The 12,706-nt window shown below is 58.2% G+C and carries 10 protein-coding genes and 2 pseudogenes; 6 read left to right on the forward strand and 6 right to left on the reverse strand.

Features of this window, described 5'->3' with window-relative positions; translation table 11 throughout:
* The 3 genes and pseudogenes from CINSTRO3249_RS16375 to CINSTRO3249_RS01250 form a co-directional block, all read left to right on the forward strand.
* Positions 1-110, forward strand: a pseudogene (locus tag CINSTRO3249_RS16375) (IS110 family transposase); the annotation flags it as partial.
* 234 nt (positions 111-344) lie between these two features.
* Positions 345-614 carry a hypothetical protein gene (locus CINSTRO3249_RS01245; RefSeq protein WP_074011842.1) on the forward strand — a complete coding sequence of 90 codons (270 nt, stop codon included), beginning with the start codon at positions 345-347 and terminating at the stop codon, positions 612-614.
* A 776-nt stretch (positions 615-1,390) separates the two neighbouring features.
* Positions 1,391-2,272 carry a PhzF family phenazine biosynthesis protein gene (locus CINSTRO3249_RS01250; protein WP_074011843.1) on the forward strand — a complete coding sequence of 294 codons (882 nt, stop codon included), beginning with the start codon at positions 1,391-1,393 and terminating at the stop codon, positions 2,270-2,272.
* 122 nt (positions 2,273-2,394) lie between these two features.
* Here the strand turns inward: CINSTRO3249_RS01250 and CINSTRO3249_RS01255 are convergent, their stop codons facing one another.
* The 4 genes from CINSTRO3249_RS01255 to CINSTRO3249_RS01270 all read right to left on the reverse strand — a co-directional run bounded on the left by CINSTRO3249_RS01255 (position 2,395) and on the right by CINSTRO3249_RS01270 (position 5,844).
* Positions 2,395-3,447, reverse strand: a complete 1,053-nt coding sequence (locus tag CINSTRO3249_RS01255) for a lysylphosphatidylglycerol synthase domain-containing protein (RefSeq protein ID WP_084790080.1) — start codon at positions 3,445-3,447, stop codon at positions 2,395-2,397.
* Entirely contained in the window at positions 3,444-4,688 is a 1,245-nt protein-coding gene (clsB, locus tag CINSTRO3249_RS01260) for a cardiolipin synthase ClsB (protein ID WP_074011860.1), read from the reverse strand. The genes CINSTRO3249_RS01255 and clsB overlap by 4 nt, the downstream gene beginning before the upstream one ends.
* A 14-nt stretch (positions 4,689-4,702) precedes the next feature.
* The gene (locus CINSTRO3249_RS01265; protein WP_074011844.1) at positions 4,703-5,509 is read right to left on the reverse strand and encodes an endonuclease/exonuclease/phosphatase family protein; all 807 of its coding nucleotides are present in this window, start codon (positions 5,507-5,509) and stop codon (positions 4,703-4,705) included.
* Between the two features lie 71 nt (positions 5,510-5,580).
* A complete protein-coding gene (locus tag CINSTRO3249_RS01270) occupies positions 5,581-5,844 on the reverse strand; it encodes a helix-turn-helix domain-containing protein (protein ID WP_074011861.1) in 264 nt (87 codons plus the stop codon).
* A gap of 337 nt (positions 5,845-6,181) precedes the next feature.
* Between CINSTRO3249_RS01270 and phoA the strand changes: the two genes are divergently transcribed.
* On the forward strand, positions 6,182-7,621 hold the full coding sequence (gene phoA, locus CINSTRO3249_RS01275) for an alkaline phosphatase (RefSeq protein ID WP_074011845.1): 1,440 nt from the start codon (positions 6,182-6,184) through the stop codon (positions 7,619-7,621).
* 287 nt (positions 7,622-7,908) lie between these two features.
* On the opposite strand, the gene CINSTRO3249_RS01280 is transcribed toward phoA, so the two are convergent.
* Positions 7,909-8,373, reverse strand: a complete 465-nt coding sequence (locus CINSTRO3249_RS01280; protein ID WP_074011846.1) for a GNAT family N-acetyltransferase — start codon at positions 8,371-8,373, stop codon at positions 7,909-7,911.
* Positions 8,374-9,070: 697 nt separating this feature from the next.
* On the opposite strand from CINSTRO3249_RS01280, the pseudogene CINSTRO3249_RS01285 reads away from it, so the two are divergent.
* Together CINSTRO3249_RS01285 and aaeR are read left to right on the forward strand one after the other, a co-directional pair.
* Positions 9,071-9,493: pseudogene (locus tag CINSTRO3249_RS01285) on the forward strand (twin-arginine translocation signal domain-containing protein); the annotation flags it as partial.
* 385 nt (positions 9,494-9,878) lie between these two features.
* Positions 9,879-10,805 carry an HTH-type transcriptional activator AaeR gene (gene aaeR / locus CINSTRO3249_RS01290; protein ID WP_074011847.1) on the forward strand — a complete coding sequence of 309 codons (927 nt, stop codon included), beginning with the start codon at positions 9,879-9,881 and terminating at the stop codon, positions 10,803-10,805.
* A 381-nt stretch (positions 10,806-11,186) separates the two neighbouring features.
* Here aaeR and tldD read toward each other — a convergent pair whose 3' ends face one another.
* Positions 11,187-12,632 carry a metalloprotease TldD gene (gene tldD, locus CINSTRO3249_RS01295; protein ID WP_074011848.1) on the reverse strand — a complete coding sequence of 482 codons (1,446 nt, stop codon included), beginning with the start codon at positions 12,630-12,632 and terminating at the stop codon, positions 11,187-11,189.
* Positions 12,633-12,706: the final 74 nt, after the last annotated feature.

Genomic DNA, 12,706 nt, shown 5'->3' on the forward strand with positions numbered 1-12,706 from the left:
AAGGAGGTAAAGTAGGCATCTGCGCGGCAATGCGAAAATTACTCCAATTAGCTTATGGTGTCTTAAAATCTGGAATACCCTTCGATGAAAATATAGCTCTTGCATCATGATGAGCAAGACGGTATCTGATTGTAATTTTGGCGCTGTCAGCCAAAATTTATTCGGCTTCTTCCTATAGCGTTCATTCCTGCTGTTTTTATTTTTTTCTCTGTCCGTATTATTTATCCTCACCTTGTTACAGCCGTCATTAGTTTTACAGTTCCTTTACTCTGTCATGCATTGATCAAAATACTTCCGCGGTAAATGATTTGACGTATCAAATTATTTACTCATGGAGTTAACGCATGCGTCATTTAATCATGTTTCTCGGCATTGTCTTTCTAAGCGCCGCCCTGAGCGGCTGTCTGTGGCCACCGCCCGGCGGCGGCGGTGGCTGGGGTGGTGGCGGCCCCGGCGGCGGCTTTTGTATTCCGGCCGTGGCCGGGTCTGCCAAGCTCGGCCTGACTAAAGGCCGATTTTATAACGCTTTTCTTGCCCACCGGCGGGCTTCATCACGCTTATCCCGCTCGTCGGTGGTCTTCCAGACTGTCCCCGCCCAAGGCCGCTTTTATTAACACCGCCGCCCGCTGGCAAATTCTTTATTGCCTTTCCCGATAGCAAGTTGCTCTCATCACGCCTATCCCGCCCATCGGTGGCTCTTCCAGACTGTCCCCGCCGAAGGCCGCTTTTATTAACACCGCTCGCCCGCTGGCAAATTCTTTATTGCGTTTCCCGATAGCAAGTTGCTCTCATCACGCCTATCCCGCCCATCGGCGGGTCTCCCAGACTCTCCCCGCCGAAGGCCGCCTTTATTAACACCGCCCGCCCGCTGGCGTATTCTTTAACGCGTTTCCCGGCCGCAGGCCGGTCTGGTCAAACTGATATTCCTTGGTCGGTCTGCGCCAACACTTTGCGTCCTCAAGGCGGAAGGCATAGGCAAATCTATTGGCGTTGCGACTTTGCTACCTTCGTCGGACAGGGATGGTGAGCGGTACTGGTTGTTAGGTGGGGTATTGGGCGGGTAAATTCACCGCGGCGGCGATGACCGTTTCACATCAGGACAGCGATGTAGCCTTGATGTTACTTTATCGGCCTGAAGTGGGTTTTCATTATTGTGCGCTGGCGTCAATAACTTAACTATATCTTTATTTGTCAACGAATCATTTATTGCCAAATTTATTCTCCTGTGACGCCCCTGGCCGCGAAATGTCATGCGAACAACAACAGTGCCAAAATAACGCGAGCGGGATGGCTTAACAGGAATTTTCTCATTATACGCCACTTGGAGTAGTCTTAATCTTGAAGGCCCGCGCGCGGCAATCCTTTTGGCTCGAAGATTACCAGGAAAATTATGAGTGAATTACGCCGTTTCAAACAAGTCGATGTTTTCTCCGCGGTGCCGCTTAATGGCAATCCGCTGGCGGTGGTGATGGATGCGGATGGTCTGTCTGACGGCCAGATGCTGGCTATCGCCCGTTGGACCAACCTGTCAGAAACCACGTTTGTGCTGCCGCCCTCCGAGCCACAGGCCGATTATCAGGTGAAAATTTATTCGCCAGCCGGCGAATTGCCCTTTGCCGGCCATCCCACCCTTGGCACCGCCCATGCGTTGCTGGAAAACGGCTTTAAACCCAAGCTGCCCGGCCATCTGGTGCAACAATGTGGCGTCGGCAATGTTGCTATCACTATCGCCCGTGACGGCATGCTGGCTTTCGAGGCCCCCCAGGCGACGATGACGCCGCTCGCCGCGCCATGCTACGCGTTATTGACCACGGCCGCCGGAGGCGAGCCTTCGGTTGGCGACGGGGCGCCAACCGTGGTGAATATGGGCATACGCTGGTTGATGGTCGAGGTGGCCAGCGCTGAGGTTTGTCTCACGCTGCAACCGGAGAGCATCGCGCTGGGCGAACTGTTGACGCAATGCGACGCCACCGGCGTGGCATTTTATGGCCGGCATGGCCCGGCAAGCGACATCGACTTTGAAATGCGGGCGTTTATCATCGAACACGGCAGCCTGGTGGAAGATCCCGTCACCGGCAGCGCCAACGCCTGTTTGGCGCGGCTGCTGCCGCAGCGTGATTTTGCCGGCAACCTGGCATTCGCCGAAAGTTACCGGGTGCGCCAGGGCACCTGCAAGCAGCGCGACGGGCGGGTGTTTGTCGATTACCTGCGGGGCGAGCCGTGGATCGGCGGCTACTCTTCGACGCTTATTGAAGGGCACATCACCCTATGAACCGTCTCTGCCCGGGCGTTTATCCCTGTCGGGCATTGAGCAACGGCCGATCCCGCGACCTCACCGCATCCCCGGCCGGTCGACCGCCGTTAGCCGCGGCAGGCGACGGCCATCGCTGGCGCCTACGCCGGAGGCACCTCGTCGCCGGCGGGGGTTTGTTGCTGCGCGTCACGCTCGTTTTTGGCGCGCAAGGCCTTGGCGCGGCTTTCCAGGCCGAGGTAGAGCACAATCGCCAGCAGCAACGGCGCGATAAAATAGAGGGCGCGGTAAGCGAGGAGCGCGGCGATAATGGTGCCATGGGAAATCGACTGCCCGTGCAGCATGGCAACAAACACCGCCTCCAACACCCCGATACCGGCAGGAATATGGATGATGACCCCGGCAATACTGCTCACCAGCAGCACCCCCAGCACCAGCGGGAAGTTCACTTTGTCATTCAGCAAAATATAAATGATGCCGGCCATGACCAGCCAGTTGGCGACGGACACCGCCAATTGCGCTAACGCCATACGCAACGACGGCAACACCAGCTTTTGCCCGCGTACCGTCCAGAGGCGACGTTTGGAAAAGGTGCATAAGCCGAGATAGGCCACAATAAACGCCAGCAGTCCAACCCCTATCAGCCGCAGCGCGACTTCGCCAATCCCCCAGCTGGCCGGCAGCTTAATGACGCCGAAAGCGCAAACCAGCCCGGCCAGCAGGATATATCCCAGCCAGTTGGTGGCAATACTCAGGGTAAACACGCGGGTGATGGCGCTGTTGGAGAGTCCCAGCCGCGAATACAGCCGGTAGCGCATGCCGATACCGCCCACCCAGGTGCTGAGCGTGAGGGTAAAGGCATAGCAGATAAACGACACCAGCATCACCTGGTGCCTGGCCAGCTTGTGGCCGCAATAAGCGCGGCCGATCAGATCGTAGACGCCGTAAATGAGGTAACTCACCACCACCAGTCCGATCGCCGCCAGCATGGCGCCAGGACTATAGTTCTTCAACGCCTGGAGGACGTTATCCCAGTCTACCTTACCGGCGTATACCCCCATCAGCACGACTACGCCCAGCAAAAATACCCAGGTGATGATTTTCTTGCCCCAGGTCAGCCAACGGTGCTTCGCATCGCCGCCGGATTTCTCGCCGTGCCGGGTGCCCTGGCGCGCGCGGTGAGAGGAAGGACTCATGGTTTTACGCCCCCGTTATCCGGTTCCGTCCGATCCTGGGTTTCCATCTCCGGCTGTACCGGTGCGGTGACCAGCGCCAGCTTCGGTGTATGCGCCGGCAACCAGCCGACCCAGGCCGGGAAGTGGCGCAGGAAGTGAAACACCACCACGCTTTTCGCCAAATGCCAATACGTCTGGCGCGGTACTTTGCTTTCATCGACCCATTGGCAATCGTTAACGATAAGACGGTTAAGGTTGTCGCGTAAGATGTGGTTAAAGCCGCGATCGTGAATGATGACATTGGCTTCCAGATTGAGCGCCAGACTCAGCGGGTCGAGATTGCTGGACCCGACGGTAGCCCAGGCATCGTCTTTCACCGCCACTTTGGCATGCAGCGGCCGACGGCAGTATTCATAAATTTTCACCCCCTCCGGCACCAGATAGTGATACAACATGCGCGCCCCCACCTGGACTATCGGCATGTCCGGTTCACCCTGTACAATTAGCACCACATTGACGCCGCGCCGGGCGGCGTTGCGCATCTCTTTAAGCAGGCGATAGCCGGGAAAGAAGTAAGCGTTGGCAATGATCACCTCCCGTTTGGCGGTGCGCAGCATTTCCAGATAATGCCGCTCAATATCGGTCGCATGCTCATCGTTATCACGAAAAACGAACAGCGCCTGGGCATCGCCGGGCTGGCGGTTAGCGGCAGGCGGGCGGGAGCGACGCCCCCACCAGTTGCGCTGCTCGTCGCGTTTATACAATGCCTGCAGGCAGTAGCGGTGAATATCCTCCACTACCGGTCCTTCAATCTCCACCGCGTAATCCTGTTTGGCCTGCGGCCCGTAATCGCTTAAGTGCTCGTGGGAAAAGTTGATGCCGCCGACAAACGCCAGATGGGCGTCGACCACCACTATTTTCCGGTGCAGGCGGCGAAACAGATTAGTACGCATCCCCATAAACGCCGGCCGGGGATCGTAATAGCGAAAACGGACGCCGGCGCTGGTCATCGCGCCGACGAAGTCGTCGGAAAGATCGGGCGAGCCGTAGCCGTCTACCGTGCATTCCACCCGCACGCCGCGCTGGGCGGCGGCGATCAGCACCTGCTGCAGTTCGCGGCCGACTTTATCCTCGAATAGGATAAAAGTTTCAAGCAGCACTTCCTTTTCGGCGTCATTAATGCTCTCGTGCAGACGCGGAAAAAACGCTTCGCCATTTTCCAGCAATTTAATGCGATTACCCTCGCGCCACTCCATGTTCATGGTGTCAGGCTTACTCATAAATGGATCTCCACCGCCAGCGGCGCATGATCGGACAGATGAGACCAGGAACGTTTCGCCAACAGCGTCGGCTGGCTGATGCGGACGTTGCGCACATAAATGCGATCCAGCCGCAGCAGGGGAAAACGGGCGGGGAAAGTGCGGGCCGGCCGGCCATGGGCTTCGGTAAACACCTCCTTTAACCCGGCGGCGCGTTGCAAAATCGGGCTGGCGCGCTGGCGCCAGTCGTTAAAATCCCCCGCCACCACCACCGGCGCATCGTCGGGCAAGGTGTTGACATGATGACTCATCTGCCGCAGTTGGGCCTGCCTGTCCTGCTCGCGCAGCCCGAGATGCACACAAATCATATGCAGCGGCGCCCGCGCATAGCCGGGGACCGTCAGCTCGCAGTGCAGCATACCGCGCTTCTCCTCGCCCGCCACCGAGATATCGACATTCTGATAACGACTGATAGGGAAACGGGAGAGCAACGCGTTGCCATGGTCGCCATCGGGGTAAACCGCATTGCGTCCATAGGCGAAATCTTCCCATAAACTGTCGGCAAGAAATTCATACTGCGGCACCACCGGCCAGTTATCGAAGCGCCGGGCGTGTTTTTCATTAGCGCCCAGCACCTCTTGCAAAAACACCACGTCCGGCGAGACGGTTCGGACCGCTTCTCGCAGTTCAGGCAGGATGAAGCGCCGATTGAAGGCGGCAAAGCCCTTATGCGTATTGATGGTCAGGACCTTAAATGAAAAGCCCTGACCGGCACGGATGACCCTGGTATTGGTATTATCATCCTGATTTTCAGCTCGAAGCATGTCGCCAAACCCCTAGTAAACACACAATGCCTCGCGTTCGGTCAATCGACCAACGCGGGCTTAAGACCACCTCAACGGGCATTTTCGTCTTGTCGCTGCCGGGTGAGAAAACGCTCAAGGGAGTAATTTCCCTGCAAGACAGCACGCAAATCGAACCCCGCCGCGTCCAGCAGGCGCACCAATGCGGAGACGCTCATGTCATTATTGGCCTGGGTCTCCATGCGTGCCACAGTGGTGCGCGCCACACCGGCACGCTGCGCCAACACCTCCTGCGATAGGCCGGCGTGGCGGCGGGCGCGTTTTAACATCACCGAGATATCAGCCAGTGTCGTCATCGAAATATCCATTTAAACGTCAGAAAATAAGCATGCTTATAATCGTAGCTTCCAAGACACAACTGCGCCACCCGCTGTAGCGCGAGGGCATCAGGCATAGCCCGTCTGCTGCCGCGCGGGCCCCGATGAACTCACGCCCCCGCTGTTGTGTGGGCTTGTCACTCCTCGCCGCCCGTGGGCGCACCGGTCCCTCGGCGCAGCCGGCAGCGCCATCCGCTATCGCGCAGGGGCCTGTATGCCCGCCGTACGTTGTCATAAAAGCGTCATCGCGCTTTCGTAGACTCCGGTCAGGTTTAAGACACTAAAATGACAATGGGAGCTCTATTATTATGTTATTATGTTGCATTGCTCTGGTTCACGTTCACTTCTCTCCTTAGCAATCAGCGCCACTATACTTGCAGCCAGCGGTTTCGCCGCGCCGGCGATAGCCGCGGACGATAGCCTGGCCGACCGCGCGGCCCATGGCGATATCACACAACCCGGCGGAGCCCGCCGCCTGCAGGGCGATCAGACCGCCGCGCTGGTGGCATCGCTTAACAACCGTCAGGCCAAAAACGTGATTCTGCTGATCGGCGACGGCATGGGAGATTCCGAAATCACCGCCGCACGCAATTATGCTTATGGCGCGGGAAAAATGTTTCCGGGCATTGACGCGCTGCCGATCACCGGTCAATACACCCACTACTCTTTGGATAAGACCAGCCACAAGCCCAGTTATGTGACCGATTCCGCCGCGTCGGCCACCGCCTGGTCCACCGGCGTGAAAACCTACAATGGCGCGCTAGGCGTGGATGTGCGCGGACAAGACCGCCCGACTATCTTGGAAATGGCCAAAGCGGCGGGTAAAGCGACCGGCAACGTCTCAACTGCCGAACTCGAAGACGCCACGCCGGCGGCGTTGGTGGCCCATGTTAGTTCACTGAAATGCTATAGACCGGTGAAAACCAGTGAGCTGTGCAGCGCGCAGGCGCTGGAAAATAACGGCCGCGGCTCGATTGCGGAACAGTTGCTGGCGGCGCGGGCCGACGTCACCCTGGGCGGCGGCGGCAAAACCTTTGCCGAGCAGGCGAAAGCCGGCCAATGGCAGGGCAAAACCCTGCGCGAGCAGGCGTTGGCGCGGGGATACCGGCTGGTGGACGATGCCGACGGTCTGCAGGCCGTTACCGTCGCCAATCAGCAGCAACCGTTGCTTGGACTGTTTGCCGAGGGCAACATGCCGGTACGCTGGCAAGGGCCGAAGGCGGTGTATCATGGCAACGTCGACGGGCAGCCCGTCACCTGTTTTGACAACCCCAACCGTAGCGCCAGCGTACCCACGCTGGCGATGATGACTCAAAAAGCCATCGATTTATTGAAAGACAATCCGCAGGGCTTTTTCCTGCAGGTAGAGGGCGCGTCGATAGATAAACAGGATCACGCCGCCAACCCCTGCGGTCAATTTGGTGAAACGGTGGATTTGGATGAGGCGGTACAAATTGCGCTGGAATTTGCCCGCGCCGAAGGCAATACGCTGGTGGTGGTCACCGCAGACCATGCCCATTCCAGTCAGATCATCGAGGCCGATGCCAAGGCGCCGGGTTTGACCCAGGCGCTGACCACCAAAGACGGCGCGGTAATGGCGATAAGCTACGGTAACTCGGAAGATGCGGAATCCCAGGGCCATACCGGCACCCAGTTGCGCATCGCCGCCTACGGCCCCCATGCGGCCAACGTGGCCGGCCTGACGGACCAGACCGATCTGTTTTATACCCTGCGCGATGCCATGGGTTTGAAATAATCCCGCGCTCAGCCGTCGGGGAGCAACCCTGCCCGACGGCGATAGCCCTTTGTGTGCACTAGCCGACCGCCCTCAGGGGCAACAGGCCGTCATGCGCCTTCCTCTCAGTTCCGTACCCATTGGCGGGCCAGGGTGTAACCGAAGAGGCCGTCATGCGCCGGCCTCTCAGTTCCGCACCAGTTGTCGAGCTATGGTGTAACCGAAGCGGCCGCCACGCGCCTGCCTCTCAGTTCCGTACCCATTGGCGGGCCAGGGTGTAGCCGAAGAGGCCGCCTCGCGGCGGCCTCTCAGTTCCGCACCAGTTGTCGAGCCATGGTGTAGCCGGTGAGGTGGAAGGCATGACTTTCATACAGCGCGCGGGCGTGAGGATTATTCGCCGCCACCCGCAGCGCCACCTCGGTGCAGCCCGCGGCCGTAAGCTCGCTATCCAGCGCCGTCAGCGCGGCACGACCGTAACCCCGCCGGCGCCACTCCGGCAGGATACTAAAATCGCAGATAAAAGCCTCCGGCAGGTTACGCAGGCTGACCCAAAGGTAGCCTACCCGCTCGTCGTCGCAAACGACACACCATAGCCGGTGGTCGGCGGTGTCAGGCCCCTCAGGAAGATAATCATGCATAATGCGCGCGGCGTTATCGCGGCCAACGGCCAGGGAATAGCCGTGATTGTCGCTGAGATCGCGGGCATAGTCTTCAATCGCGCTGGGCAAGTAATCGGCAAATTCCGCCGCAGTCATTTTTCGTAGTGTAATCATCTGCTTTCCGTTGTGCTTACTCATCATCGCCAGGGGTTTAGCCATCCTCGAGCAATGATACCGCGAATGCGTCATCTCATCACGTCCGGCCCTTATTTACTACCCACCGCTGCCCGTCTGCCCTCACAGGCTATGGCGCCTGCGCGCTTGTGGCCCCGCACAGCGAACCCGACACCCGCGCCCTACCTCACCAACTCTGCAATATCGCGCCCTGCCTTACCTGCCCTGCAATGTTGCATCTTGCCTTACCTTCAATGCAAATTCGCACATTGCCTTGCCTGTCATGCAATGTCGCGCCATGCCTTACCGGACCTGCAATGTTGTACCTTGCCTTCTCTACACTGCAAATTCACACATTGCCTTACCTGTCATGCAATATCGCGCCCTGCCTTACCGAACCTGCAATGTAGCACCTTGCCTTACCTACAATGCAAATTCGCACATTGCCTTGCCTGCCATGCAATGTCGCGCCCTGCCTTACTTTGCCGGCGGGCCATAACGCGATATCCCCGCCAATAACGCTATCTTTGTCACATTATTTGCCCACAACGGCGATTAACCACAACAACATTGCGTGAAAACAACTTATGCATGCGTTCATGGGGTCATTATTAGCATGCAAGTAAATAGTTTTCATAACAATCAATGAGCTTGCACTGAGCGGTTTAATTTTATGTGAGCAATCAATGGGTGATCGATGAAAACTAACTCCCTTTCCCCGCAGGAGCCGGTAGCTATCAGCCGGCGCGACCTGCTTAAAGGTGGCACCGCGGCCGGCGGTTTATTGCTGGCCAGCCATGTTCTGCCCCTGCCTTTCCGCCAGGCGCACGCCGAGTCCGCCATACCCGTCGTCGCGCAAGATAACGTTGTCTGGAGTATGTGCTCGGTAAACTGCGGCAGCCGCTGCGCGCTGCGCATGCATGTGCGTGATGACGAGGTGTACTGGGTGGAAACCGATCACACCGGCGACGACCAATATGGCGATCATCAGGTGCGCGCCTGCCTGCGCGGCCGCTCCATTCGCCGCCGTATGAACCATCCCGACCGCCTGAATTACCCGATGAAACGAGTCGGCAAGCGTGGCGAAGGGAAATTTCAGCGCATCAGCTGGGAGGAAGCGGCGTAGTATTGCCAAAATTACTCTCTAATAAACTCGGGGTTATTCATTCCAGCACTAGATTAACTGCCCGTTCACGGACTTCCGGAGAGTAACGTTTGGTCGTTGTCATAGAGACCTCCACTTTTAAAGTATAGACTCTAATTTATCCGGGGTGATTCAGTATAGAACCCCCTGGGGGGAATGAAGACGCTTACCGGGAGAGGCGGGTGTAAGCCGATCGGCTACAGCCCGTTCAAATTGTTACTATTTATTAAAAACTAATAAACTACTGAGCGGACATAGGCTGACGGACACGATACGCTGAACCAACGCTGTTATATTACCCTGTACATTCCGTCGTTTTCAACATAACGTGATATAAATCACTTTTAAGCCAGAGTGAATAATGGAAAGATTAAAGCGTATGTTAATCTTCGCCCGGGTGGTGGAAGCCAACTCATTTACCAGTGCCGCCCGCCGGCTGCAAATGAGCGTTTCATCCGTCAGCCAGACCGTGGCGAAACTGGAAAATGAGTTACAGGTTAAGCTGCTCAACCGCAGCACCCGCAGCCTCGGTCTGACCGAAGCCGGCAAGATTTACTATCAGGGCTGCCGCCGGATGTTGCAGGAATTCAACGAGGTGCACGAGCAATTGTTCGCCTTTAACAATACGCCTATCGGCACGTTGCGCATCGGCAGCTCATCAATGTTGGCCCATAATGTCCTGGCTTCGATAACCGCCGAGATGCTGAAAGAGTATCCCGGCCTGTCGGTCAATCTGGTGACCGGCATTCCGGCGCCGGACCTGATCGCCGATGGACTGGATCTGGTGGTGCGGGTGGGGGCGCTGCAGGATTCCGGTCTGTTTTCGCGCCGGGTGGGAATGATGCCGATGGTGGTATGCGCGGCAAAAAGCTATCTCGCGCAGTGGGGCACGCCGGAGAAACCCGGCGATATGGTCAATTTTTCTTGGCTGGAGTACGACGTGCGCCCGGACAGCGAGTTTGAGCTCATGGCGCCGGAAGGGAGTACGTTACATTTGTCGCCGGCGGGCCGCTTTGTCACTAACGACTCCCAGACGCTGATTCGCTGGCTTAACGCCGGCGCGGGCATTTGTTATGTGCCGATCATGTGGGTTTTGGATGAGATAAAACGCGGCAATGTCGAGATATTATTCAGCCGTTACCACTCCGATCCACGGCCGGTGTACGCGGTCTATACGGCGCGCGATAAGTTGCCGCTCAAGGTGCAGGTGTGCATTAACTATCTGACCGACTATTTCAGCAACGTGACGGAAATGTACCAGACCTTCCGCCAGGACAGCGGGGGGTAATGCCCGACAAGCCCGACAGCCCACGGTCTGAACGACGGGGCGCGCGCCAACGCGCTCGACGCTCAACGCGCACAAGCATACCGCGCTAGCGCAGGACTCCAGCCGCCACCGGTTGCAACGACGCGCAAACCAAGTGGCGTGCAGCGCTTGACGGGCCTGCCGCGCAAGCATAGTAAATTGGCGCCGCTTGACAGGCCTGCCGCACTAGCACTGTTTCTTGGCGCCGCTTGAGAAGGCTGACGCACTAGCACCGTATCTTGGCGCCGTTTGAGAAGGCTGGCGCACTAACACCGTATCTTGGCGCCGCTTGACAGGCTTGCCGCACTCGCTGAGTGTCTTGCGCCGCTTTATCGGCCCGCGACGCTTGTAGAGCGCAGCGGCTCAGGCGGTACCGCCCACGGTGATTTTATCCAGCTTCAGCGTCGGCTGGCCCACGCCCACCGGCAGGCTCTGGCCCTCTTTACCACAAACGCCAACGCCTTTGTCCAGCGCCAGATCATTACCCACCATTGAAATTTGCTGCATCGCCTCTATGCCGGAGCCGATAAGCGTCGCCCCTTTCACCGGCGTGGTGACGCGTCCATTCTCAATCAGATAGGCTTCCGAGGTAGAGAAAACGAACTTGCCGGAGGTAATATCCACCTGTCCGCCGCCAAAGTTAGGCGCGTAAATGCCCCGCTCCACGCTGGCGATAATCTCCTCCGGCGTCGATTGGCCGGCCAGCATGTAGGTATTGGTCATACGCGGCATCGGCAAGTGCGCATAGGACTCGCGCCGGCCGTTGCCGGTAGGCGCAACCCCCATCAGCCGGGCATTGAGTTTGTCCTGCATGTACCCTTTCAGCCGGCCGTTTTCGATCAGCACATTATATTGTCCCGGCACGCCTTCATCATCGATCGCCAGCGAGCCGCGCAGGCCGGCGAGCGTGCCATCATCAACCACCGTGCATAGCTCAGAAGCCACCAACTTGCCCATCTGGCCACTGAACACCGAGCTGCCGCGGCGGTTAAAATCCCCCTCCAGGCCGTGTCCCACCGCTTCGTGCAGCAGCACGCCCGGCCAACCGGCCCCGAGCACCACCGGCATAGCGCCGGCGGGGGCCGCAGCGGCACAAAGATTCACCAGCGCCATCCTCACCGCTTCCCGCGCCCAGCTTTCGGCACGCACCTCGCCGTCAACCTCTTCGAGGAAGAAATCGTAGCCAAAGCGGCCGCCGCCGCCGCTGGCGCCGCGTTCGCGTTTACCGTCCTGCTCGACCTGCACGCTGATGGAAAGACGCACCAGCGGACGCACGTCCGCTGCCAGCGTGCCGTCCGTCGCGGCGACCAGGATCTGCTCATACACCCCCGACAGACTGGCCGTGACCTCCTGGACACGCGCATCGGCAGCGCGCGCCGCCTTATTCACCCGATGCAGCAGCGCGATTTTCTCCTCGCGCGGCAGGCTGCCGAGCGGATCCAACTGCGGGTACAGGGGACGGTAGGTCACCGCGCCCAAGGTTTGCACCCGCCCGCTGCCCGCTTCGCTGACGATACTGCGCGCGGCCATCGCGCTTTGATTCAGTGCCGCGAGAGTGATTTGGTCGGCATAGGCGAAACCGGTTTTCTCGCCGCTTATCGCCCGCACGCCCACGCCCTGGTCGATGTTATACGACCCCTCTTTAATGATGCCGTCTTCGATGACCCAGGCTTCGTGATAACTTGACTGGAAATAGAGATCGGCATAGTCCAGACGCCGTGCGCTCATCTGTTCCAGCAGAGAGAAAAGATGCTCATGCTGCAGATGATTAGCCGAAAGTAGATGCTCACTGACTAACGTCAGACTCATAGGTTCTCGCTCTCAAATAAATGAATTTGACCCGCCACGGCTCGAATACAGGCTTGCGTCATGTTGATAGACTG

Source organism: Candidatus Sodalis sp. SoCistrobi (genome assembly GCF_900143145.1).
In the GTDB taxonomy this organism is placed as follows: Bacteria; Pseudomonadota; Gammaproteobacteria; order Enterobacterales; family Enterobacteriaceae; genus SoCistrobi.